Here is a 23,881-nt window from a genome sequence, read left to right as displayed (position 1 = left end):
GCGAACTCAGCGGGCGGCTGCGCGTGCTTCCTCGAACCAGGCGAGGGTCGCTGCAGTCTCCCCCTGCGGGGTGTATTCGCAGCCGATCCAGCCGTCATAGCCCAGTTCGTCCAGCAGGCGGAACAGGTAGGGGTAATTGATCTCGCCGGTGCCGGGCTGCCGGCGTCCGGGGACGTCGGCCAGCTGCATGTGGCGGATCAGCGGCAGGAATTCGCGGATGGTGCCGGCCAGTTCGCCTTCCATGCGCTGGGCGTGATAGATGTCGTACTGCAGGAACAAATTGTCCGCGCCGCATTCCGCGATGATGGCCGCAGCCTGGCGCGTGCCGGTGAGGAAATAGCCGGGGATGTCGCGCGTGTTGATCGGCTCGATGAGCAGGTCGATGCCATGCGCCCGGCACTGCGCCGCCGCGTAGCGCAAATTGTCGACATAGGCAGCATGGGCGCGCTCGGCCGTGACCTTGGGCGGCAGCTTGCCGGCCGGGCAGTGCAGGCGCTTCACGCCCAGTTCGAGCGCGTATTCGAGGCCCAGGCCGACGCTGTCGCGGAATTCGGCGGCGCGGCGCGGATCGCAGGCAATGCCGCGCTCGCCCGCGGCCCAGTCGCCGGCCGGCAGGTTGTGCAGCACGAGCTGCAAGTCATAGCGCTGCAGGCGCTGGACGATCTGGCGCGGCTCGAAGGCATACGGGAACTGGAACTCGACAGCGTCGAAACCGGCGGCGCGCGCGAGGCCGAAGCGCTCGAGGAAGGCGGCTTCGGTAAACAGCGTGCTCAGGTTGGCGGCGAATTTGGGCATCGTGATCGGGACAGGGAACGGATCCCTATCCTAAACCAAACGACCGCCAGGAGCAGGAACCGATGCGGGGCGCCGCGTTCAGATGCTGGCGCCCGGATTGCCCGACATCTGCGCCAGCGCCGTATTCAGGGAGAGCAGCTCCGCGCGCACATTGCCCACCAGGTTGTTGCTGACGACATTCACCACCGACTCAGCGTTGCCGACCAGTTCGCTGCCGGTCGGGGTGATGATCGCGAAGCCGACCCGGGCATCGCGCGGATCGCTTTCGCGGCCAACCAGGCCGATCTTCTCCAGCGGCAGCAGCGCGCGGGTCACGGCCGAGGCCGTCAAGCCCAGGCATTCGGCCAGGTCCACCCGGCGCAGGCGTCCGCCCGGTGCCAGGTTCAGGTGGCGCAGGATCTGGTAATCGGAAAAGCTGATCCCATGATGGCTGCCCAGCGCCGAATCGAAGCGGCGCACCAGCGCCGTCGTCACGCGCGCCATGCGCAGGCAAAACTCGGTCTCGGCAGGGAGGGGTGCGGAGCTCATCATTATCCTTTCTTTGTACTCAATAGATCATTGATCTTGCAACTATATGCCTGCTTTCTTCAGTGCGCAAGCGGAAAATGAACCGGCTATTACAAAACAATGAGGGTCAGAGTGCAATTATCGGGAAATTTAACAATCTTTCCCATTAATTGCACTCTGACCCTAATTGGCTTGTTGCAGAGGCTGTTGCAAAACAATTAGGGTCAGAGTCGAATTACAGGAAACATTTGAAAGTTTCCCAATAATTCGACTCTGACCCTCATTAACGGGCTCTAGCAAGAGCCACGAAGCAAACTTAGTGCTGTCTTAGCGGTCGCGGCCTGGGCGCGAAGCGCTGGCTGGACGTGGGCCGCTCGAGCGCTTGGCGCCGGCCGAGGCCGGGGCGCCGCCTGGGCTGCGCGGTTTGCCGCCACCGCCACCGCCACCGTTGCCGGCGCCACGGTTGCCGCCACCACCACCACCGCCACCACCGGCGCCGCGGTTGCCCGCAGGACGGCCACCGCCACCGCCGCCACGGCCGCCATGGCCTGGGGCGCCGCTGCGCAGCTGGATCGGCTGGGCCTTGGCGTTCAGGTCAGGCTCGAAGCCCGGGATGACCTGGCGCGGCAGGGTTTGCTTAATCAGCTTTTCGATGTCTTTCAACATCTGGTGTTCGTCCACGCAGACCAGCGACACGGCTTCACCAGTCGCGCCGGCACGGCCGGTACGGCCGATGCGGTGCACGTAGTCTTCCGGGATGTTTGGCAGGTCGTAGTTCACCACGTGCGGCAGCTGGTCGATGTCGATGCCGCGCGCCGCGATGTCGGTGGCGACCAGCACTTGCAGGCTGCCATCCTTGAACTCGGCCAGGGCCTTGGTGCGGGCGGTCTGGCTCTTGTTGCCGTGGATCGCCATCGCGCCGATGCCGTCCTTGCCGAGCTGCTCGACCAGCTTGTTGGCGCCGTGCTTGGTGCGGGTGAAGACCAGCACCTGTTCCCAGTCGTTTTCCTTGATCAGGTGCGACAGCATCGGGTGCTTCTTGTCGCGGTCGACCGGGTGGATCTTCTGCGAGATGACCTCAACGGTCGAATTGCGGCGCGCCACTTCGATCGATGCGGGGTTGTCCAGCAGCTTGTCGGCCAGGGCCTTGATGTCGTCCGAGAAGGTGGCCGAGAACAGCAGGTTCTGGCGCTTCGGCGGCAGCAGGGCCAGCACTTTCTTGATGTCGTGGATGAAGCCCATGTCCAGCATGCGGTCGGCCTCGTCCAGGATCAGGATTTCCACTTTCGACAGGTCGACGGTGCGTTGGCCGGCGTGGTCCAGCAGGCGGCCCGGCGTGGCGACGAGGACGTCGACGCCATGCTTGAGCAGCTTGATCTGCGGGTTGATGCCGACGCCGCCGAAGATCACGGCGGAATTCAGGTTGGTGTACTTGCCGTACAGGCGCACGCTTTCCTCGACCTGGGCCGCGAGTTCGCGGGTCGGGGTCAGCACCAGGGCGCGGATGGCGCGCGGCGAGGTCTTGCTGGCCAGCGTGCTGCCTACCTTGTCGCTCGACAGGCGCTGCAGGATCGGCAGGGTGAAGCCGGCGGTCTTGCCGGTGCCGGTCTGTGCGCCGGCCAGCAGGTCGCCGCCGTTCAGCACTGCGGGAATCGCCTGTGCCTGGATCGGGGTTGGCGTGGTATAGCCTTGTTCAGTGACGGCGCGAACGATCGCGTCGGACAAACCGAGAGTAGAAAATGACATGAATGCTTTATAAAAAAGTGGGCCGCACCCGGATGGCCTGACGCCAGATGGTGTAGTCCAGGGAAATCGGATTAGTCATTGCAGGCGGGACGCGGTGGAAACCGCGGGAACGCCGGACGCTGCCGCACCTGAAGATCAAGCGCGTACAGCCGGGATTATAGAGAAGTTATTTCTCAGTGGAAAGTTTCTGACCGGGACTTTCCGTCCGGTGAAGCGGGGCGATGCATGGAAAAACGGCGCACGCCCCAGAAGCACAGCCTGTATTTTACGCGAAAGGCGAGAGGAGCGGGATCATGGCGCCGAAAACCTTCGGGCCGGCGGCGATCACGTCGCCCTTGTGCAGGTAATCCGACTCGCCGCTGAACTCGCCGACGATGCCGCCGGCTTCCGTCACGAGCAGGGCGCCGGCGGCGATATCCCAGACTTTCAGGCCTTTTTCATAGAAACCGTCGATGCGGCCGGCGGCCACGTTGGCCAGTTCCAGCGCGGCCGAACCGCTGCTGCGCACGCCGTGGCAGCGCGAGGCGACGACTTCATACATGCGCAGGTATTCGGCCAGCGCGCGCGGGTCGGCGCCATGGCCCGACGACAGCAGGGCCTTGCCCAGGCGGTCGTGGTTGCGCACGCGGATGCGCTTGTCGTTCAGGTAGGCGCCGGCGCCCTTGGTGGCGGTGAACAGGTCGTTGCGCACCGGGTCGTAGACCAGGGCATTGGTGGTCACGCCGCGCTGTTGCAGGGCGATCGAGATGCAGAAGTTGGGATAGCCGTGCATGAAGTTCGTGGTGCCGTCGATCGGGTCGATGATCCACACGAATTCTGACTCGTCATTCAAATTGCTTGAGGCGCCGCTTTCTTCCGCCAGGATGGCGTGGCCCGGATAGGCCTTCAGCAGCGTTTCCACGATGGCCTGCTCGGCCGCCTGGTCGATGTCCGTGACGAAATCGTTGTGTTGTTTTTCAGAAACGGTGATACGGTCGATGTCGAAGGACGCCCGGTTGATGACGGTGGCGGCGCGGCGGGCGGCCTTGATGGCCGTGTTGAGCATTGGGTGCATGGAGGCTTTCCGTGAAAAAACGCGAACGCCCACCACGCATGGATGCGCCGTGAACGGTCAGCTATTAGAGAATGACAAAGAGCAAAGCGGTGCTGAAACCGTTAGAATCCCCAGACTTGACGTCCACGAATCCACCTGTCTGCACCGCGCGATAGCGCTATTTTAAATGAACCCGACCGAAATCAACACGTCTCTTTTTAAACGCCTGCGTTTTGTGCTGGTCGAAACCAGCCGTGCGGGCAATGTCGGGTCGGTCGCGCGGGCCATGAAGACGATGGGATTTACCGAGCTGGTGCTGGTCACGCCGCGCTGTACCGACCCCTTGAGCGACCCGGAGGCGGTGGCCTTCGCCAGCGGCGCGATCGACGTGCTGCAGGGCGCGCGTATCGTCGGCAGCATGCAGGAAGCGCTGGAAGGCTGCAATTTCGCGGCCGCGGTATCGGCACGCCTGCGCGAATTCTCCCCTCCGATCTGGACCCCGCGCGCCTTCGCCACTCATGCGGCCGGGCAGGACGACCTGCGGCCGGCGTTCATCCTCGGCAACGAACGGGTCGGGCTGCCGAACGCGGTCGTCGAGGGCTGCAATGTCCTGATCAATATCCCGGCCAATCCCGACTACTCTTCGCTGAACCTGTCGCAGGCGGCCCAGGTGCTGGCCTATGAATGCCGGATGGCGAGCATGGGAGAGGCGGGCGGCACCGTCGACGAGCGCGGCGTGGGCTTCCATGGCGACGCCGCCAGCGTGACCCAGGTCGACGGCATGTATGCGCACCTGGAGCAGGCCCTGGTGGCGATCGGCTTCCTTAACGCAGACAACCCGAAGAAGCTGATGCCACGCCTGAAGCGCCTGTTCGCGCGTACCGGGCTCGAGACCGAAGAAGTCAACATCCTGCGCGGCATCGCCAGCGAAATCCTCAAGCGCGTTCCGCCGAAATAAGCCTGCACAGGATATTTGCCGTTTTAGCCCTGGATGCAAATATCCTTTGCATCTTGCGCCGGCATGGCAAATGGGTGATGCCGGCTTAGATGCAGTCCTCTAGTCCTCGCCTGTTGAGGGTGTTTCGCTTTGTCGTACACTAGGAAAAACACAAGAGACAGAGCATGGGGACATCCAGAAGAAGCTTCCTGAAAGCCGGCGGCGTGGCCGCGCTGGCGCTGGCCGCCGGCGGCGCGCTCTACCGGGCCACGCACACCGCCACGCCGCACCGCTTCGCCCTCGACGGCGAAGCCCGCGCCGCCCTGCATGCAATCGCACCGGCGATCCTGGCCGGCGCCTTGCCGCAAGATGCAGGCCGCGCCGCCGCGCTGTCGGCCGCCGTTGATGGCGTGCACGCCGCCATCCTCGGCCTGCCGCCCGCCACCCAGGAAGAAATCCAGGACCTGTTCGGCCTGCTCGCACTGGCGCCCGCACGCCGCCTGCTGACCGGGATCGCCGGCGGTTGGGAAGGGGCCCGCATCGAGGACGTCAGCGCCTTCCTGCAGGACTGGCGCCTGCACCGCCTCGGGCTGCTCCGCACCGCCTACCACGCGCTGCACGACCTGATGCTGGGCGCCTGGTATGCCCAGCCGTCCAGCTGGGCAGCGACCGGCTATCCGGGGCCGATGAAGGAACTCGCATGAGCGCCCCGATCATCCCTGATCCGATCCGGGAAGGCATCGCCAAAGGCTGGACGCTGATCGACGCTTCGACCATCACGAGCGACCGCACGCTGGAAGCCGACGTGGTCATCATCGGCAGCGGCGCCGGCGGCGGCGTCACGGCGGAGATCCTGGCACGCTCCGGCTTGAAGGTCATCGTGGTGGAAGAGGGCGCGCTGAAGTCCTCGAGCGACTTCAAGATGAGGGAAAGCGAAGCCTATCCAACCCTGTACCAGGAATCGGCCGCGCGCAAGACGGCGGACAAGGGCATCAACATCCTGCAGGGCCGCACCGTGGGCGGCTCCACGGTCGTCAACTGGACCTCGAGCTTCCGCACGCCACCGGCCACGCTGGAATGGTGGCGCCGCCACTACGCGCTGCCGGATGCGAGCCTTGACGCGCTGGCCCCGTGGTTCGCCATGATGGAGGCGCGCCTGCACATTGGCGACTGGGCGGGCGCGCCCAACGAGAACAACGACGTGCTGCGGCGCGGCGCACAGCAGCTCGGCATCGAAACGGGACTGATCCGCCGCAACGTCAACGGCTGCTGGAACCTCGGCTACTGCGGCATGGGTTGCCCGACCAATGCCAAGCAGTCGATGCTGGTCACCACCATCCCGGCCGCGCTGGAGCATGGCGCAACGCTGGTCACGCGCGCCCGCGCCGAACGCTTCGTCTTCAAGGGCGAGCGCGCCGATACCTTGCTCTGCCAGGCGCTCGATTCGGCCGGCATCGCTCCGAGCGGACGCACGCTCACCCTGCGCGCGCGCCACTACGTGGTCGCGGGTGGCGCCATCAATTCGCCGGCATTGCTGCTGCGCTCGAAGGCGCCCGACCCTAGCGGCCAGCTCGGCAAGCGCACCTTCCTGCACCCGACCCTGATCTCGGCCGCCTTCTTCCCGCAGCGCGTGGAGGCCTGGGCCGGTGCGCCGCAGACCGTCTATTCCGACCACTTCCTGCAAGGCGCCGTCGATGGCCCGATCGGCTACAAGCTGGAGGCGCCGCCGCTGCACCCGCTGCTGCTGGCCACGACCATGAACGGCTTCGGCGAACAGCATGCGCAGATGATGCGCGAGTTCCCGCACCTGCAGGGCATGCTGGCGCTGCTGCGCGACGGCTTCCATGACGGCGCCCCGGGCGGTACGGTGCGCCTGCGCGGCGACGGCAGCCCGGAGCTCGACTACCCGCTCACCGATTACCTGTGGGACGGCGCGCGCCGCGCGCTCTTGAGCATGGCCGAGATCCAGTTCGCGGCCGGTGCGCGCGAAGTGCTGCCGGCCCACGAGATGTCGCGCCGCTACCGCTCCTGGAGCGAAGCGAAGGCCGGTATCGCCGCACTGCCCCAGCAGGTGCACCTGACCCGCCTGGCTTCGGCCCACGTCATGGGCGGCTGCGCGATGTCCGGCGACGACGCGCTTGGCGTGACCGCGCCGGATGGCCGCTACCGGGGCCTGGCCAACCTGTCGGTGCACGACGGCTCGCTGTTCCCGACTTCGCTCGGCGCCAACCCGCAACTGTCGATCTATGCGCTGACGGCGAAACTGGCGAGCGGCCTTGCGGCCTCCTTGACCGGGCGCCCGGCGGCGCGGGTTGCATGAAACAGATCAGCGCGCGTGGGCTGCTGCGCCTGATCCTGGTGCTGCAGGCGCTGGCCGCGCTGGGCATCGGCGTGGCGGCCATCGAGGTATTCGGCGCCTCGCGCTGGCAGGCATTCGGAGCAGGCCTGGGCAGCGTGCTGCTGGTGCGGTTGCTCATCAACGCCAACAATTTCGCGATGAGCGCGCGCTATGCCAGCCCGACGCCGGGCGAATACCAGCTGGGTGTCGCGGCGCGCCTGCGCATGTTCGGCGAGGAGTTCGCGGCCAGCATGCTGCAGTCGTCGTGGACCATGCCGCGGGCGCGGCCGTGCACGCGCATTTATCCAGGTTCCCAAGCGCCGCCGGTGTTGCTGCTGCACGGTTACGGCTGCAACAGCGGTTACTGGTCGCGCCTGATGCCGCTGCTCGATGCCGCGCAGGTCAGCCATGCGGCGGTCGACCTCGAACCGCTGACCGGCGACATCGATGCCTACGCGCCGCTGGTCGAGCGGGCAGTGGAGGCGCTGCGGGCCGCGACCGGCGCGGGCAAGGTCGTCATCGTTGCCCACAGCATGGGCGGGCTGGTGGCGCGCGCCTGGATGCGCGCCTGCGGCACCCGCAAGGTGGCGCGCGTGATCACGCTCGGCACGCCGCACCACGGCACCTGCCTGGCTGCGTTCGGGGTCGGCCTGAATGCCGCCCAGATGCGCCGTGCATATCCGGAGGACCCCGACGAGCTGCCCGGATGCGACTGGCTGCGCGCGCTCGCCGCCAGCGAAGATGCGGCCACCCGCGCCCTGGTCACCTCGATCTTCACCCACCACGACAACATCATTTCGCCCCAGACCTCGAGCGAATTGCCGGGCGCGCGCCATATCGCTTTCGGCGGCGTCGGCCACGTGGCGCTCGGCTGCAACCGGCATGTGCTCGCTGCCGTGATGCAGGAACTGTTCCGGGTTCGGGAACGCTAAGGCTTATTGTATTTACGATGGCCATGCTACAGTAGCCACAACACGTACTGGGAGCGCCGTCTTGGCCCGCATCCTGATCATCGAAGACAATCCAGCCAACGTCGAGCTCATGGCCTTCCTGCTCACGGCGTATGGCCATGCCGCGCTGTCCGCACCAGATGGCCTGCGCGGTATCGCCGCCGCCCGCGCCGAACCGCCCGACCTCGTCGCCTGCGACGTCAACCTGCCCGGCATGAATGGGTTCGCCGTGCTGGCCGCGCTCAAGGCCGAGCCGGTGCTGGCCGGCGTGCCGGTCCTGGCCGTCACCGCGCTGGCGATGGCGGGCGACCGCGAAAAGCTGCTGGCGGCCGGATTCGACGGCTATATCAGCAAGCCGATCGAACCCGAAAGCTTCGTGGCCGAGCTGGAAGCCTTCCTGGTTCCCCATGCGGCGCCGGTGCCTGCGCCCGCGCCGCGGCCTGCGCTGCCGCCTGCCACGCAGCCGGCAGCGCAGCCCACCATCCTGCTGGTGGACGACGATCCCTTCATGCTGGCCGTGCTGGCCGAGATGCTCGAGGCCGAACCATGGCGCGTGCTCAGCGCCGCCTCCGGCGCCGAGGCACTGGCGCTTCTGGGACGCGAGCCGGTCGAGGTGATCCTGTGCGACCAGTCGATGCCCGGCATGAGCGGCACCGAGGTGCTGGCACAGGTGGCGCAGCGCTATCCGCGCACGGTGCGCCTGATGCTCACCGGCCAGCAAGACCTGGCCGCCATCGACGCCGCACTGCGCGCCGGCATCGCCGATGCGCATTACGCCAAGCCGGTATCGGCCGCCACCCTGCGCCAGAGCATCCGCGACGCAGTCACGCTGCAGCGCAGCCGCGCATCGGCCTGAGGCCCCTTTTGCCACCTCATCACCCCGTTTAGAAGCCGGTTTCTATTTCGCCTGCCTACAATGGCAGGGAGAGCACCAGGAGGGAACCGCCATGACCAAGAAACTCCCCGCCCCCGACGACGACGAGGCGCTCGCGCTCGCCGTGCGCGATTCGGCCCAGCAGATCTGGCAGGCCGGCCTGGGCGCCTTCGCCAAGGCGCAGGAGGAGGGCGGCAGCTCGTTCACCCGCCTGGTGCGCGACGGCAGCGCCCTGCAGAAGCGCGCCCGCGAAGTCGAGGAAGCCACCGGCACCGTGGCACGCGCCGCCGAACGCGCCAGCCGGCGGAGCAGCGGCTCCTGGGGCAAGCTGGAACAGGTGTTCGAAGAGCGCGTGGCGCGCGCCCTGGCCACCATCGGCGTGCCGGCCGCCAGCGAGGTCGAGGCACTGCGCCGGCGCGTCGACGAACTCGAGAAAATGCTGGCCGACCTGGCGACGCGCCTGCCCGCCGCGGCCCCCAAACCGCGCACCCGCCGCCCGCCAAAAGGCACGATCGTGCAGGAAGATGGCGAAGGCGCCTGAAACGCGTCCTCCGGCGCTGTCGCGATGGCATCATTTGGTGTTATTCTCCGGGCTGGAACCATAAACTTCGCCCTTCATGCAACAAAAAGCTCCGCGCCGGACCCGTGAACGCATCCTTGAGCTCTCGCTCAGGCTGTTCAACGAATTCGGCGAGCCGAACATCACGACGACGGTCATTGCCGAGGAGATGAATATCTCGCCCGGCAACCTGTACTATCACTTCCGTAACAAGGACGACATCGTCAATTCGATCTTCGTCCAGTTCGAGGCGGAGATCGAGCGCATCCTCACCGTGCCGGCCGGACGCCGCTCGAACATGGAAGATGTCTGGCTCTACCTGCACCTGATGTTCGAGCTGATCTGGCGCTACCGTTTCTTCTACCGCGACCTGAACGACCTGCTGTCGCGCAACCGCAAGTTAGAGTTGCATTTCAAGGCCATCCTGGCCCACAAGATCAAGGTGGCGCGCCAGCTGTGCGAAGACCTGCGCAGCGAAGGTTCGCTCGAAGCCTCCGACCACCATATTGGCGCGATGGCGACCAACATGGTGGTGGTGGCGACCTATTGGCTGTCCTACGAATACGTGCGCAACCCGCGCAAGTACAGCGAGCAGCAGGCGATCGCCGACGCCCTCGCGCGCGGCTGCTACCAGGTGCTATCGATGCTGGGGCCCTACCTGCGCGGCGACACCCGCCTGCTGTTCGAGAAGCTGTCCGAGGAATACCTCAAGAAGCTCTCCGCCGAAGCCCGTCCGGGCGCCGATTTCCTGTAACTCTCTTCTCTCCACGATGAAAACCCTGGCCGTGTATTGCGGCGCCGCGCATGGCGCCAATCCCTTCTACGCCGACGCGGCGCGCCTGCTCGCAGCATCGCTGGTCGAACACAACATCGGCCTGGTCTACGGCGGCGGCAAGGTCGGCCTGATGGGCGTGATCGCCGACGAGGTGCTGCGCCTTGGAGGCGAAGCCACCGGCGTGATCCCCAAGGCGCTGGTCGAACGCGAAGTCGGCCACGCCGGCCTGACCCGCCTGTTCGTGGTCAAGGACATGCACGAGCGCAAGGCCATGATGGCCGACCTGTCCGAAGGCTTCATCGCCATGCCGGGCGGGATGGGCACGCTGGAAGAGCTGTTCGAGATGGTGACCTGGGCCCAGCTCGGGATCCACGCCAAGCCGATCGGGCTGTACAACGCGAACGGTTTCTGGGATGGCTTGGTCAGCTTTGTGCGCCACCAGTGCGAGGAGGGTTTCGTCAGGCCGGAGCACCTGGGGCTGATGCAGGTGGATGCGGATCCGGATGCGCTGATCAGGCGGCTGCGGGCTGCCTGCGTGCCGGCTTAAGACGGATAATTGAATCGAGCGTCAGCCGGCACGAGGATCATTCGGCTGATCATCTTGGGCTTTGACCAGGCGCATGGCACGGCGCAACTGCATCAATTCGCGCATGGAAGCCAAGTCGGTTCAGGCCAGCACGATTCGGGCGCGCCCCGACTCCTTGGCCTGGTACAGCGCCTTGTCGGCGCGGCTGATGGCGTCGGCGAAGGGCTCGCCGGCGCGGCGCGTGGCCAAGCCGGCCGAGAAGCTGATGCGGCGCCCGTCCAGGCCCGGCACCAGCATTGCGTGGACGCGTTCGGCCATCCGTTCCAGCACGGCGCGGGCGTCGCCGGGTGCGGCGTCCGGCAGCAGCAGCAGGAATTCCTCGCCGCCCCAGCGCGCCAGCACGTCGCCCTCGCGCAGCGAGGCGCGCGCGGCGGCAGCGAAGCAGCGCAGCACGCTGTCGCCGACCGCGTGGCCGTGCTGGTCGTTGACCTGCTTGAAGAAGTCGATGTCGAGCAGCGCGATGCAGGTATCGGCGCCGGCCGCCTGGCGCCGCTCCTCGGCCTTGAGCACTTCGTTCATGTGGCGGCGGTTGACCAGCGAGGTCAGTTCGTCGACGGTCGCCAGCAGGCGGATGGTTTCCAGGGCCTCGGTCAGCTCGCGCTTCTGGCGCTTCAGGCGCGAGCGCAGCTTGCTCATCTCGCCGCTCAGCAGCGCGGTCGACAGCAGCGCACCGGCCAGATAGCCGAAGGTCAGTGCTTCGGTCGCCGGCGGGAAGCGCACCGGGTCGTGCGCCTGCAGCCACCACATGGTCGCGCCCATGCCGGCGATGGCGACGGCCGACAGCACCAGCGTCTGGCGCGGGCGCAGGGCGAACATGCAGAACACGATGATCACCACCGCCATGATCAGCATGGCCGCGCGCAGTGGTCCCGAAATCGCATAGGCCCAGAATGCGCACACCAGCGAGAACACGGCCTGGGCCACCGCGAGCTGGTCGGGCTCCAGCTTGAGCCGGGCGTTGGCGCGGATCAGCAGGTAGAAGGCGAAGGCGCCGCAGCCACCGAAGGCGATCAGGCCATTCGCCGCGGCCGGATTGCTCAGACCCAGCTCCACCTGCACCAGCAGCATGCCGATGCAGGCGACATACAGCACGCAGGTCGCGGCCCAGTACTTGAGCATCCGGCGCAGGACAGGATCGGTGCCGCACAGCAGGCGGATGAGGCGGCGCAGCAGGGTCAAGGCGACTCCGGCAAGGTAATCGACGCGGCCAGCATCTCCGCAATGCGTTCGGGCGGCACCGGGCGGCTGAACAGGTAGCCCTGCATCTCGTCGCAGTCGTTGGCGCGCAGGAAGTCGCGCTGCTGTTCGGTTTCGACGCCTTCGGCGATGACGCGCAGGTTCAGCTTGTGGCCGAGCGAGATCACGGCCATCGCGATGGCCTGGTCATCGAGGCTGTCGGCCAGGTCGCTGACAAAACTCTTGTCGATCTTCAGGCGGCTGATCGGGAAGGATTTCAGCGCCGACAGGCTCGAATAGCCGGTGCCGAAATCGTCGATCGACAGCGCCACGCCCATCGCCTCGAGCTCGCGCATCTTCTCCACCGAGCGGGCCAGGTCGCGCATGATCGAGCTTTCGGTGACTTCGACTTCGAGCGCCTGCGGCGGCAGGCCGCTGTCGCGCAGGGCGTCGGCGATCCGTTCGACCAGGCGCTTTTCCTCGAACTGCCTGGCCGACACGTTGACCGAGACCGCCAGCGGCGGCAGGCCGGCGTCACGCCACGCCTGGGTTTGAAAGCAGGCGGTGCGCAGCACCCATTCGCCGAGCGGCACGATCATGCCGCTTTCCTCGGCCAGGCCGATGAAGCGCAGCGGCGAAATCAGGCCGTGCTCCGGATGGTTCCAGCGGATCAGGGCCTCGACGCCGAATACCTGGCCGGTACGCAGGTCGACCTTCGGCTGGTACAGCAGCTGGAACTGGCAATCGGCGCCGGTGCAGCGGCCATCGCGCTCTTCCAGGCAGGGTTCCAGCGCGGTGCGCATCCCTTCGAGCAGCACCAGCTTTTCCTCGACGCTGGCATTCATTTCGCTGGCGTAGAACTGGAAGCTGTTCTTGTTTTCCTTGGCGCGGTACATCGCCGCGTCGGCATTCATCATCAGGGTGTTGGCATCCAGGCCGTCGCGCGGATAGAGCACCACGCCCATGCTGCAGCTGACCTGCACTTCCTGGCCTTCCACCTCGACCGGCTCGGTGACGGCCTGGCGCACTTTTTCCAGCAGCGGCGTGATGGCCATCGGGTCGCCCGAGAGGTCGGGCAGCAGGATCACGAATTCGTCGCCGCCGAAGCGCGCCAGGGTGTCGTTGCGGCGCAGGCAGAGGCCCATGCGTTCGCCGACCACCTTCAGCAGCTCGTCGCCGGCGTTGTGCCCGAGGCCATCGTTGACCAGCTTGAAACCGTCGAGGTCGATGAAGGCCAGGCCCACGCTGGTGCGCTTGCGTTCGGCGTCGCGGATGGCCTGGCCCAGGCGGTCGCGCAACAGGCTGCGGTTCGGCAGGCCGGTCAGGTCGTCGTGGTGGGCCAGGTGGCGGATGCGCTGCTCGGCGCGCTTGCGCTCGGTGATGTCGCGCACGATGGCGACCACGCCGCCTTCGACCCGCACCACCTGGCGGTGCAGCCAGCAGTCCGGGTTGTGCGGCAGGTGCGCCATCCATTCGGCCTCGCGTGCCACGCCGTCGATGGCAACGGCCGCCAGCTCGCCGAAGATGCCGCTGCCGAGATAGGTCGGCAGCATCACCGACATCGGCTTGCCTTCCATGTCCGCCTTGGACAGGGCGGTGAGCTGCTCGGCGCGGGTATTGGTGGTCTCGATGATGAAGTCGGCGACTTCGCCGCCCGCACCCATCACCGTGCGCAGCACGAAGAAGGCATCCAGGCTGGCCTCGGACGCCGCGGCATAGGTTTCCTGCGCCAGCCGTTCGCGCCGGCGCGCCTTGGCCAGCTGCCATGACCAGGCGCTGATGAGGGAGACGACGATCGCCAGCAGCGCACTGCCGGCGCTGGCGCCCAGCAGCCATGCGCGGCGCTGCTGGTGGAAGGCCGCCATCTGCTCGGACTCGGAGAGTCCGACCATCGCCACCAGCGGGAAGCCGTTGAGGGGCCGCACGCTCCTGTAGCGCGATTCGCCATCGAGCGGGCTTGGCGCCAGCACCACCTGGTCCGCCTTGCCAATGACGATGCGCTGTCCCCATCGAACCTGTTCGCCGGTGCGCACCGCGCGTACCACGCCGTCGCCGCCGGCCATGCCGAGCAGGCCGCGCTCGCCCTGGCGCGAGTGTTCGTAGGAACTGGTGAAGAAGGCGGGGTCGACCGCCACGGTGGCGACGCCGGCAAAGCGGCCATCGGCGTCGTTGATGCGGCGCGAAAACACGACGTGCGGCTCGTCCCGGCCGATGGTCTCGCTGACATAGGGCGCGTCGCCGTCTCGGTCACGGTGAAAGGTGAACCAGGAGGCGCGCGAGACATCGCCGCCGCTACTCGTCCTCGGGTTGCTGGCCAGGATACGGCCGGCGTCGTTCGTGATGGCCACCTGGAACACCAGTCCCGGCGGCAACAGCCCCTTGGCGCTCATGGCGCCCAAGGCTTCGTTCGGCCCGTTCATGACCACGGCATACTGCATGACGCGCAGGGTCTGGTCGATTCCGCTCAGGCTGCGCGCCATCTGGGCCTCGTAGGTGTCCACCAGTTCGCGGGTTGCGTCGTGCGCGGCGCCTCGCGCGGCGCGCTCCTCGGTGCCGATCACGTGGAAGGTGGCGAACCACAGGGCCGCGATCAGCACCAGCGCGAACAGCGGCAGCGAGATATGGGTTTCCAGCCCGCGCCCGAGCAGGCGCGCGAAGGCGGTGCGGCGCGCGGGAGGCGACGCCGGACGGGGATGCGCCTGCTCGGCCAGGGCGGCTTTCATGGCCTCAGCGCAGTACCAGCACCGGGCGCACGCTGCCGTCCAGGGCGGAGCGGTCGACATAGCCGATCATCGACGGGTTCTCGGCCACCATGCGGCGCACCGTGCTGCCGTCAAGGGCCTCGCGCGGCGGCTGGCCGCGGCCGGTGAAGACCATCTTCGACCAGTGCGCCTTGAGCAGGGCAGGGGTCTTGCCGGCGACCTGCCGGTAGAACTGGTCGCGTTCGCTGGAGCCGATGCGCTGGTCGAGCGCCACCACGTCGGCGCCGTCGGGCAGGCGGCCGGCCTGGCCGAGGAAGATGGCGGCCACCTGGTCACTCGACAGCGAGGTTGCCGGGCTGCGTGCCGAGACGATGACGACGAGTTCCGCCGACGCACTGCCGGAGACTGCGAACAGCAGCGTGGCGGCGGCCAGCAGGGAGCAGAAGTGGATGCCCATGCGGCGCCTCAAAAGACGAAATCGAGCGCGACGCTCGCTACATGGACCGTCTGGTCCGAGCGGAAATCGGCCTGGCGATTGATCAGGGTGCCGCGCGAGCCTCCAGTCGGCCGAACGCGGTCGTACTGTGCCTTGAGGGCGACATTGTCCACCGCATCCCAGCGCAGTCCGGCGCTCGCGGTGGTCTGTACCGGGATCGTTGCCAGGTACGAATTCAAGCCAGCGTTGACGATCGCGGCCGTCGCCTGCAAGCGCGGGGGCAGGCCGGCCAGGGGCAGGCCAGGGTCGCTGATGGCGCTATTGGCGCGCACCTTCGCATAGCCGAGGTAAGGAGTGAGTTCGTGGAAGCGGTAGCCGCCCCCGAGGTACATCGAGGTGGTCTGGCCAAGCAGCGTACGGGTATGGGTGCGCCCGATTTCGGCGCTGACGAACCACTGGCCCGGGTCGTAGCTGATGCCGGCGCTCGCCATGGCCACGCGCTTGTCGCGAATGTCGTAGCGCCCGGCAATGGCCGCGCCCTGCGGGCCGAAGGCGCGCAGTGCGGCGAATACCTCGCTGCCAACCTCGGTAGTCAGCCTGCCGCTCAGGATCGATGCGCGGCCACTCAGGAAACCCTGTTCGATGCTGTGCGAGAACCCGGCGACACCGCGTGCGCGCAGGCGGTTACTGTCGAACAATTCGGTGTCGGTGCGGCCGTAGAAGGCCTGGGTGGCGTGACGCATCGCGCCGGCGCTCCAGCGCCAGGTGGCGTCGATGCCGTCGCTGCTGGACAGTGGCAAGGCGCCATAGACCTCGACCGGTGTGCGGACCCAGGGCAGGGTATAGCCGACCTTGCGGTGATCCGCGGCCAGGAACACCGGCAAGGCGATGCGGCCCAGTCGCACGGCGACGTCCGGCGTCACCTGGTATTTGACGTTGGCCCATTCGACGCGCGGGCGATAGCTGCCCGTCATGCCCTGTTCGCTGACCACCTGCAGCACGGCCGACCAGCGGTCCTGCGAGACGTCGAGCTGGGCCCCGAGGCGGCTGTCCACGTCCGGGCTCCAGCGCTCGCTGGCGCCGGCGCCGGTGGCGCGCAGGATGGTAGAGGTGTAGTCGGCGCTGCGGGTGCTGGCGTGGACGGCCCCGAGGGTGCCGAAGCCGGAAAATTTCCAGGCAAGTTCGTCGGCAGCCTGGGCGGCGCTGCCGGCGGCCAAGGTGCAGGCGACAATGCTGGTGCGCAGCATGGCCGGCAGGAGGGCGCCATCATGAAGATTCTGGTTCGTCATCGTGTTCAACATTTCGGCCGGGCGGCACTGGAGAGCTGGGGAATGCGCGGCCGGGAGAACGCGACGCTCAGACTTTACCGAACGGGCCCGTGAAAGTCGAGATCTTTACGTATGGCAACGAATCAGTTTGACAACTGCTGTTGTGAGATGGCAACGCGGTCTTCCCCGGCCATCCACAGGCGCTTACCGCCCAGGTCGAGCCAGGTCAGGTAAAGACGCAGGTCGAATTCGAGCTGGTGGTATTCCGGTTCCATCCAGCAGCACAGTTTATAGAAGGCCTTGTCGTGCTCCTTCTCCTTCAGGTGCGCCAGCTCGTGCACCGCGATCATGCGCAGGAAGGGCAGTGGGGTATCGCGGAACACGCTGGCCACGCGGATCTCGTGCTTGGCCTTGAGGCGGCTGCCCTGCACGCGCGAGATGGCCGTATGCAGCCCGAGGGCGTGCTGCACCACATGGATCTTGCTGTCGTAGGCGACCTTGGCAACCGGTTCCGCCTGGCGCAGGTAGTCGTCCTTCAGGTCCTGCACGTAGGCATAGAGCGCCTTGTCGGTGCGGATGCCGTGGGCGTCGGGGTAGCGCTGCAGGAGCACCTCGCCGAGCCGCCCGGCGTCGACCAGCGCGCCAACCTGGCTGCGCAGGGCGTCGGGATAGGCCGTGAGGTAGGGAAGCTTGTGCATAGGGGCCGCAATGTAACACAGCGTTTGCCGCTGCGGTCCCGGTGCCACGGCGCCGGACGGCGCGCCGTGGTAAGAATACGTCGGTCGGATGGAATGACCGTCATGTGGAAGGGTGGCCGGCCTGGCAGCTTGTCGGCCGGTGGGGTTTAACCGGAGGTTTGTCACCGGGAGGAATTGTCATCCGGAGGGATTGTCATCCGGAGGGATTGTCATCCGGAGGGATTGTCATCCCTCCTTACCGCCCTGGCGGTTGCCGGCATTCTTTGCCGCCAGCGCGGCGCGCTGGGCCGACTGCCGGCTTTCGCCGCCCTTGCGGCCGATGTCGGCCATGTGGGCGCGGTTGCGGCTCACGGCCTCGCCGCCTTTCTGGCCGGCGCGGCGTGCTTCCTCGGAATCGAACTCGTGGGCGGTGCCTTTCTGGTGCGCCGCCTGTCCGCCTTTGCTGGCGATTTCGCGTTGCTGGTTCTGGTCCATCGCTGCGAAACCGCGCTTGGCCGGCGTACCGCTGCCGGCGCCGGCCTTCTGGGCGTTGCCGGACTGATTGCCCGCGCCCTTGCCGGTGTCTTTACTCGTCGCCATGTCGCTCTCCTTGTCTGCCTGTGTGCTATCGAAGTAGGAACCCGCGAACGCCTATATGGATGCGCTCGTGCCGTTTAGAGGCACGGCTGGGGCGTTAGTTCCATCGGCCTCGGCGCGCGAAGGCTCGCGCTAGCGCGGCCGCGCGCGCCGTTCGCGCAGCTGGCCCAGGGAGCCGCGCAGCAGGCCGCGCGGCTCGGTGCCGTCGATGGCGGGCGGCGGCGAAGCCAGGTCCAGTTCGAGCTGGAGCCGGCGCGCGCGCAGGCGCTGGCCGAGCGCGACCTGGTCGACGCCGGCGCGCGCCAGGGCAGGGAACAACACGGTCTCCTCGTGCGCGACGTGGTGCGCCACTTCTTCGGCCAGCACGGCGACGGTGGCGTTGAAAAAGTCGTCTTCGGGGAAGAGCGTCTCGAGCTGGAGTATGAGCTCGCGCGCGCTGTCATGCTCGAGTTCCGCGTTGTCGAGCAGGCTGTCGTCTACCACGGCGCGCAGCGCCGGATAAAACAATTCTTCTTCGAGCGTAGCGTGCAGCGAGAGCTCGTCGCACAGGTCGTCGACCAGGCGCTCGCGCCGCTCCACTTCTTCGCCGTCGAGCATCGCGAATTCGTGGAGCATGGCGCGCACGCGCGCGTGGTCGGCGCGCAGCTGGGCGATGATGCCGTCGGGCGGCTCGGGCAAATCGGTGGAATGCATGGCGCCTCCTAGCCGGCGCGCGGCCTGCCGGCCGGTTCAGGAAATGGAATCATGATCTCCTCGCAACGGGAAAGGCGCGCCAAGCCAAAGCGTAATAGACGCGCCTCAGGAGAACAAGTTTAGACGACCCATGGTGATTATGCGATAGATCAAAAGCAATTCCGGGAAACCTTGCATTCCCGGCGCATTGATGCGTTCAGGCGTCGGCGACCTTCAGCACCAGCTTGCCCAGGTTCTTGCCTTCGAAGAGCATCAGGAGCGCCTCGGGGAAGCGCTCGAAGCCTTCGGTGACGTGTTCATGGCTCTTGACGCTGCCTTCCTGCATCCATCCGGCCAAAGTCGCCACGCCCTCGGCATAGCGCGGCGCGTAGTCGAATACCACCATGCCTTCCATGCGCGCACGGTTCACCAGCAGCGACAGGTAGTTGGCCGGACCCTTGACCTGGCTGGTCGCGTTGTACTGCGAGATCGCGCCGCAGATCACGATGCGCGCCTTCATGTTGATCCGGGTGAGCACCGCGTCCAGGATGTCGCCGCCGACATTGTCGAAATAGACGTCCACGCCCTGCGGGCAGTGTTCCTTCAGCCCGGCGTGGACCGGGCCGGCCTTGTAGTCGATGCAGGCGTCGAAGCCGAGCTGCTCGACCACGTAGCGGCACTTGTCCTCGCCGCCGGCGATGCCGACCACGCGGCAGCCCATCTTTTTCGCCACCTGGCCGACCGTCATGCCGACCGCGCCGGCCGCGCCCGAGACCACCACGGTTTCGCCGGCCTTCGGCTGGCCGACTTCGCGCAGGCCGAAGAAGGCGGTCATGCCCGGCATGCCCAGCGTGTTGAGCCAGGCCGTCAGCGGTGCCAGGCGCGGATCGATTTTCGTGAACGCGGCGGTCTTGTCGTCGGCCGGGCCGGACCAGTAGCGCTGCACGCCGGTGCCGCCGACCACGTAGTCGCCCATGGCAAAGCGCGGCGACTTCGAGGCGATCACGATGCCCAGCCCGCCTGCGCGCATGACTTCGCCGATCGCCACCGGGCGGATATACGATTTGCCTTCGTTCATCCAGCCGCGCATGGCCGGGTCCAGCGACAGGTACAGCACCTTGACCACGATCCCGCCATCGATCGGCTCGCCCACGGCCTCTTCGTGGAACAGCCAGTCTTCGTTGCGCGGCATGCCGAGCGGGCGGGCCGCAAGGCGGAACTGCTGGTTCGGCGGGAATGCGTTGGTCATGCGGGTCTCCTGATGGCGTTGGTAAGGTGTTTGAGCAAGGTGATTATCAACGTGACTATACCGTCTTCGCCGCGCCCGCGTGCGGCGCGTGCGACAATAGCAGGCTAACCCCAACACGCATCCATCACGCACCATGGCTCTCAAAGCAACCATCTATAAAGCCGACCTGTCGATCGCCGACATGGACCGCAACTATTACGGCGACCACACGCTCACCATCGCGCGCCACCCGTCCGAGACCGACGAGCGCGTGATGATCCGCGTGCTCGCCTTTGCGCTGCACGCCGACCCGCAACTGGCCTTCACCAAGGACCTGTTCGACGTCGAGGAGCCGGCCCTGTGGCAGAAGGACCTGACCGGCGCCATCGACCTGTGGATCGAAGTCGGCCAGCCGGACGAAAAGCGCATCCTCAAAGGGGCCGGCCGATCAAGCAAGGTGGTGGTGTACAGCTACAGCGCCACCAGCGACATCTGGTTCAAGGGCATCGCCAACAAGATCGACCGCGCCCGCAACGTCTCGGTGATCAACATCCCGAGCGAGACCAGCGCCCAGCTGGCGAACATGGCGAAGCGGAACATGCAGCTGCAGTGCACGATCCAGGACAGTCAGATCTGGCTCACCGACGGTGTCGACACGGTGCTGGTCGAGCGGGAATACCTGCGCGGCTCGCTGTAAGTGGTCACAGTACCGCTATAATTTTAGATTCCACTCATTCGACGGTGCCGCACATGACCCGACAGCTTCTTGCCCTGCTTGCCAGTGGCCTGCTTTCCGCTTCCGCCTTTGCCCAGGTGAGCGTCACCGAACCCTGGATCCGCGCCACGGTGCCGCAGCAGAAGGTCACCGGCGCCTTCATGCGCGTGCAGTCGGCCACGCCGGCGCGCCTGGTCGGCGTCCAGACCGAGGTGGCCGGCCGCGCCGAGCTGCACGAAATGGCAATGGATGGCCAGACCATGCGCATGCGCCGCGTGGAGTCGATCGAGCTGCCGGCCGGTAAGCCGGTCAACCTGGCCAGCGGCGGCTACCACGTGATGCTGATGGACCTGAAGCGCCAGGTGAAGGAGGGCGAGACCGTCGCCGTCACCCTGAACGTGCAGGATGCCGCGGGCAAGCGCCAGGACGTGAAGGTGAACGTGCCGGTGAAGCCGTTGACGCATAGCGCGCACCATTAATGTAGGGTGGGCGGCTTCGCCGCCCGCGCGTTCAAATTACATATGGTCCGACGCGCAGGTTTTTCATACACTGGTTGAACGCGCGGGCGGGAGACCCGCCCACCCTACGATCTGCGGCAAATCTACTACCTTGGCGCCGCCGCGATCCGGCGCGCATCCCCCGAGCCCACGACCTTCTTGCTGATGCGCGGGTCGCCGTAATAATTGACGTCGCCCGAGCCGGCGATGGTCATGCTCAGTTCATGGCGCGCCCACACGGTCGCTTCGCCCGAACCGGCCACCCGGATGCTGGCGCTGTCCGACTGCACCCGGCCCATGTCGACCGTGCCCGAGCCGCCGATCGATACCGACAGCTTGCGCGCATTGCCGCCGTCGGCCTTGAAGTCGCCGCTGCCGCCCAGGTTCACTGCGACCGAGTCGCTTTCCAGCTTGCGCACCCTGATCTCGCCCGAGCCGCCCAGGTTGATGTCCAGGTGCGGCCCGCGCAGCACATCCGCGTCGACCGATCCGGAGCCGCCCAGCCCCAGGCGCTCGACCTGGCGCGCATGCACCACGATCTTCAGGTTTCTCGTTTTCAGGTTCAGGTTACGCTTGGAAGGGCGGATCTTCAGGGTGCCGTCCTCGACCACGGTTTCGACCAGCGGCAGGAGGTTGTCGTCGGTTTCGATGGTGACCGATTCGGTGTCGCCCAGGCGCAGCTCCAGCTCGCCTGGCACTTCGAGGGCCAGGCCGGTGAAATGCGACACCTGGCGCACCTGGCGCTTGATGCTGCCGCTTCCCTGCACCTGCTCGCCGCCCCACGACCATTCACCGGCATAGGCCGGGGTGGTAGCGCAGGCAAGAAAGGCCACGAGGGCGGTGGCCAGCGCGACGCCGCGCAGGCGGGTTGTCGAAAGGGTGGTCTTGTTCATTCTTGTCTCCTTGAAAACCGTTTGTCGATGAGGCCATCCTAGGCAAACGCCGGGTTCGGCGCATGCCCCATGCGACGAATTGCAGAGCTTGCGGCCCAGGATGCAGGGTGGCGGGACAGGCTGTCGGCCGCCCATGCGAACTGCATGTCTATCCTGAACGGCCGGTTTGCACTAGAATGGTGCGCTTTTTGCCCCGGTTGCGTGCCGGAGGAAGCAAGCATGAACCTGATTCTCTTAATAATGGCCTTTTGTGTCGGCGTGGCCATGTCGGTGCAGGCGGCCGTCAATACCCAGCTGGCCGCGTCGATCGGCGCCAATTCGGTGGTCGCCGCCTTCGTGTCCTTCGCCTGCGGCACCATCGTGCTGGGCGGCATGGCGCTGTCGCGCGGCGGCCTCGGGCCCACTTTTGCCGCGCTGGCCACCCAGCCGGCCTGGAAATTCGCCGGCGGCTTCCTCGGCGCTGCCTTCGTGTTCGGCACGGTGTTCCTGGCGCCGCGCATCGGCCTGCTGAGCCTGATCGTGCTGGTGATTGCCGGCCAGCTCATCACCTCGATGGCGATCGACCACTTCGGGCTGATCCACATGGCCGCGCGCAAGGTCTCCGGCGTCAGGATGCTGGGCGCCGGCGTGGTGGCGCTGGGAGTGGCGGTGACCCTGTTCGGCGAGCGCATCGTTGCGGGTTTTGGACGTTAGCGCCCAGGCTGAAATTATTATTTCAGTTTTGCAATCTTTCGACGAAGCATGGTTCTATAATATCCGGCACAAGTTAACCTTTTCCTAAGTGCCGGCCAGATGGAACATCACCAGTCTTCGCAGATCCCCACCCTGTCGTATATCGAGAACGAAGACCATCCGGTATTCGGCACCCTGGTCGAGCAGATCCTCCACCTGCTGAACTCGCGCCTGGTGTTCTCGGACATTATCATCCACCAGAACAGCCCGCTAATGCTGCGCCAGCCGAAGGGGCTGGTGGCGGTGACCGATTCGCCGATCACGAAGGAAGAGCTGGAAGAATTCTTCGACGTGATCGAGCCGAACTGGAACGAGCGCATCCAGGTGCGCGCGTTCGACCGTTCGATCGACCTGCACACGGCGCGCATCCGCGCGAACTGCTTCAGCTTCCAGGGCAAGAAGCGCCTGGGCTGCGTGATCCGCCGCTTCCCGAAGGAACCGGTGGCGCTGTCGGAGCTGGGCCTGTGGAAGGACGAGCAGGAATTCGCCCGCCTCAACAGCGGGCTGGTGCTGATCATTGGCGACACCTGCCAGGGCAAGTCGACCACCATCGCCTCGATGATCGACGAGATCAACAAGCACCGCTCGGGCCACATCATCACCATCGAAGATCCGGTCGAGACCCTGATCCCCCAGCGCAAGTGCATCATCACCCAGCGCGAGGTGGGCGTCGACGGCGACGTCGAAAGCTATTACCTTGGCGCCCTCGACGCATTGCGCGAACGGCCGGACGTGATCGTGATCGGCGAGATCCGCGATGCCGAAACCGCCCAGGAAGCGCTGGCGCTGGCCGAATCGGGCCCGCTGGTGCTGGCCACGCTGCATGCGCGTTCCACCGAACTGGGCCTGCAGAAGATGCTGCGCCTGCTCGGCAACTCGGAAGCCCAGGCCCAGGCCCTCGCGCACGCGCTGCGCGGCGTGCTGTGCCAGGCCTTGCTGCCCTCGGTGGAGGGCAACCGCTACCACCTCGCGACCGAATGCCTGACCCCGAGCCCGGCGATCATGCGCATGCTGGAGTCGGGCGACGTGGGTGGGATCCGCGCGCACATGAATTCCGGCCGCGACGCCGGCTGCCACACGATGAATGCCTCGCTCGAGCAGCTGCTGGCCTCGCACAAGGTGCGGGTGGAGGATGCGCGCAATGCCACCACCGACCGCGTCTCGTTCGCGGACATGGTGTAATCAGCC

The 23,881-nt window shown here is 66.4% G+C and carries 25 protein-coding genes; 12 read left to right on the top strand and 13 right to left on the bottom strand.

All coding sequences use genetic code 11. The features are described from left to right. Window positions 1-6: 6 nt before the first annotated feature. From hyi to HGB41_RS11335, 4 genes are all read right to left on the bottom strand, one after another. Complete coding sequence (hyi, locus tag HGB41_RS11350) at window positions 7-795, bottom strand: hydroxypyruvate isomerase (protein ID WP_171084286.1); 789 nt, start codon at window positions 793-795, stop codon at window positions 7-9. 78 nt (window positions 796-873) lie between these two features. Further along, window positions 874-1,326, bottom strand: a complete 453-nt coding sequence (locus tag HGB41_RS11345) for a MarR family winged helix-turn-helix transcriptional regulator (RefSeq protein ID WP_171084285.1) — start codon at window positions 1,324-1,326, stop codon at window positions 874-876. A 303-nt stretch (window positions 1,327-1,629) separates the two neighbouring features. Further along, window positions 1,630-3,048, bottom strand: a complete 1,419-nt coding sequence (locus HGB41_RS11340) for a DEAD/DEAH box helicase (RefSeq protein WP_171084283.1) — start codon at window positions 3,046-3,048, stop codon at window positions 1,630-1,632. Between the two features lie 265 nt (window positions 3,049-3,313). After that, complete coding sequence (locus HGB41_RS11335) at window positions 3,314-4,093, bottom strand: inositol monophosphatase family protein (protein ID WP_171084873.1); 780 nt, start codon at window positions 4,091-4,093, stop codon at window positions 3,314-3,316. A 175-nt stretch (window positions 4,094-4,268) separates the two neighbouring features. Between HGB41_RS11335 and HGB41_RS11330 the strand changes: the two genes are divergently transcribed. From HGB41_RS11330 to HGB41_RS11295, 8 genes are all read left to right on the top strand, one after another. Next, a complete protein-coding gene (locus tag HGB41_RS11330) occupies window positions 4,269-5,039 on the top strand; it encodes an RNA methyltransferase (RefSeq protein WP_171084281.1) in 771 nt (256 codons plus the stop codon). Window positions 5,040-5,203: 164 nt separating this feature from the next. Further along, entirely contained in the window at window positions 5,204-5,722 is a 519-nt protein-coding gene (locus tag HGB41_RS11325) for a twin-arginine translocation signal domain-containing protein (protein WP_171084279.1), read from the top strand. Beyond that, window positions 5,719-7,338, top strand: a complete 1,620-nt coding sequence (locus tag HGB41_RS11320) for a GMC family oxidoreductase (protein ID WP_171084277.1) — start codon at window positions 5,719-5,721, stop codon at window positions 7,336-7,338. The genes HGB41_RS11325 and HGB41_RS11320 overlap by 4 nt, the downstream gene beginning before the upstream one ends. Further along, on the top strand, window positions 7,335-8,288 hold the full coding sequence (locus tag HGB41_RS11315; protein WP_212760907.1) for an alpha/beta hydrolase: 954 nt from the start codon (window positions 7,335-7,337) through the stop codon (window positions 8,286-8,288). The genes HGB41_RS11320 and HGB41_RS11315 overlap by 4 nt, the downstream gene beginning before the upstream one ends. Before the next feature lie 61 nt (window positions 8,289-8,349). Further along, on the top strand, window positions 8,350-9,162 hold the full coding sequence (locus tag HGB41_RS11310; protein WP_171084274.1) for a response regulator: 813 nt from the start codon (window positions 8,350-8,352) through the stop codon (window positions 9,160-9,162). Between the two features lie 91 nt (window positions 9,163-9,253). Further along, window positions 9,254-9,721 (top strand): phasin family protein, encoded by a 468-nt coding sequence (locus tag HGB41_RS11305; protein ID WP_171084272.1) that lies wholly within the window; start codon window positions 9,254-9,256, stop codon window positions 9,719-9,721. A gap of 76 nt (window positions 9,722-9,797) precedes the next feature. Then, on the top strand, window positions 9,798-10,493 hold the full coding sequence (locus HGB41_RS11300) for a TetR/AcrR family transcriptional regulator (RefSeq protein WP_171084270.1): 696 nt from the start codon (window positions 9,798-9,800) through the stop codon (window positions 10,491-10,493). 16 nt (window positions 10,494-10,509) lie between these two features. After that, entirely contained in the window at window positions 10,510-11,061 is a 552-nt protein-coding gene (locus tag HGB41_RS11295; RefSeq protein ID WP_171084268.1) for an LOG family protein, read from the top strand. A gap of 120 nt (window positions 11,062-11,181) precedes the next feature. On the opposite strand, the gene HGB41_RS11290 is transcribed toward HGB41_RS11295, so the two are convergent. The 8 genes from HGB41_RS11290 to HGB41_RS11255 all read right to left on the bottom strand — a co-directional run bounded on the left by HGB41_RS11290 (window position 11,182) and on the right by HGB41_RS11255 (window position 19,877). Further along, window positions 11,182-12,279 (bottom strand): diguanylate cyclase, encoded by a 1,098-nt coding sequence (locus HGB41_RS11290; RefSeq protein WP_171084266.1) that lies wholly within the window; start codon window positions 12,277-12,279, stop codon window positions 11,182-11,184. Then, window positions 12,276-14,999, bottom strand: a complete 2,724-nt coding sequence (locus HGB41_RS11285) for a bifunctional diguanylate cyclase/phosphodiesterase (protein ID WP_171084264.1) — start codon at window positions 14,997-14,999, stop codon at window positions 12,276-12,278. Before HGB41_RS11285 ends, HGB41_RS11290 begins: the two co-directional genes overlap by 4 nt. 4 nt (window positions 15,000-15,003) lie before the next feature. Next, the gene (locus tag HGB41_RS11280) at window positions 15,004-15,435 is read right to left on the bottom strand and encodes a type 2 periplasmic-binding domain-containing protein (protein WP_171084261.1); all 432 of its coding nucleotides are present in this window, start codon (window positions 15,433-15,435) and stop codon (window positions 15,004-15,006) included. Window positions 15,436-15,443: 8 nt separating this feature from the next. Further along, window positions 15,444-16,703 carry a hypothetical protein gene (locus HGB41_RS11275; RefSeq protein ID WP_229423012.1) on the bottom strand — a complete coding sequence of 420 codons (1,260 nt, stop codon included), beginning with the start codon at window positions 16,701-16,703 and terminating at the stop codon, window positions 15,444-15,446. Between the two features lie 122 nt (window positions 16,704-16,825). Then, entirely contained in the window at window positions 16,826-17,380 is a 555-nt protein-coding gene (locus tag HGB41_RS11270) for a YgjP-like metallopeptidase domain-containing protein (RefSeq protein WP_171084259.1), read from the bottom strand. Window positions 17,381-17,605: 225 nt separating this feature from the next. Further along, complete coding sequence (locus HGB41_RS11265) at window positions 17,606-17,959, bottom strand: KGG domain-containing protein (RefSeq protein WP_171084256.1); 354 nt, start codon at window positions 17,957-17,959, stop codon at window positions 17,606-17,608. A gap of 129 nt (window positions 17,960-18,088) precedes the next feature. Next, window positions 18,089-18,649: a hemerythrin domain-containing protein gene (locus HGB41_RS11260; protein ID WP_171084255.1), complete on the bottom strand. Its 561-nt coding sequence runs from the start codon at window positions 18,647-18,649 to the stop codon at window positions 18,089-18,091. 196 nt (window positions 18,650-18,845) lie between these two features. Beyond that, window positions 18,846-19,877, bottom strand: a complete 1,032-nt coding sequence (locus HGB41_RS11255; protein WP_171084253.1) for an NADP-dependent oxidoreductase — start codon at window positions 19,875-19,877, stop codon at window positions 18,846-18,848. Between the two features lie 133 nt (window positions 19,878-20,010). Between HGB41_RS11255 and HGB41_RS11250 the strand changes: the two genes are divergently transcribed. Both HGB41_RS11250 and HGB41_RS11245 read left to right on the top strand, forming a co-directional pair. Next, the gene (locus tag HGB41_RS11250; RefSeq protein ID WP_171084250.1) at window positions 20,011-20,553 is read left to right on the top strand and encodes a YaeQ family protein; all 543 of its coding nucleotides are present in this window, start codon (window positions 20,011-20,013) and stop codon (window positions 20,551-20,553) included. A 53-nt stretch (window positions 20,554-20,606) separates the two neighbouring features. Continuing rightward, window positions 20,607-21,050 carry a copper chaperone PCu(A)C gene (locus tag HGB41_RS11245; RefSeq protein WP_171084248.1) on the top strand — a complete coding sequence of 148 codons (444 nt, stop codon included), beginning with the start codon at window positions 20,607-20,609 and terminating at the stop codon, window positions 21,048-21,050. Window positions 21,051-21,175: 125 nt separating this feature from the next. On the opposite strand, the gene HGB41_RS11240 is transcribed toward HGB41_RS11245, so the two are convergent. After that, window positions 21,176-21,961, bottom strand: coding sequence for a head GIN domain-containing protein (locus tag HGB41_RS11240; protein ID WP_171084246.1), 786 nt, complete (start codon window positions 21,959-21,961; stop codon window positions 21,176-21,178). A gap of 219 nt (window positions 21,962-22,180) precedes the next feature. On the opposite strand from HGB41_RS11240, the gene HGB41_RS11235 reads away from it, so the two are divergent. Both HGB41_RS11235 and HGB41_RS11230 read left to right on the top strand, forming a co-directional pair. After that, on the top strand, window positions 22,181-22,654 hold the full coding sequence (locus tag HGB41_RS11235) for a DMT family transporter (RefSeq protein WP_171084244.1): 474 nt from the start codon (window positions 22,181-22,183) through the stop codon (window positions 22,652-22,654). A gap of 99 nt (window positions 22,655-22,753) precedes the next feature. After that, the gene (locus tag HGB41_RS11230; protein ID WP_171084242.1) at window positions 22,754-23,875 is read left to right on the top strand and encodes a type IV pilus twitching motility protein PilT; all 1,122 of its coding nucleotides are present in this window, start codon (window positions 22,754-22,756) and stop codon (window positions 23,873-23,875) included. Window positions 23,876-23,881: the final 6 nt, after the last annotated feature.

The organism is Telluria aromaticivorans (assembly GCF_013003915.1).
Lineage (GTDB): Bacteria > Pseudomonadota > Gammaproteobacteria > Burkholderiales > Burkholderiaceae_D > Telluria > Telluria aromaticivorans.
This window is presented reverse-complemented; position numbering and strand designations above follow the sequence as displayed.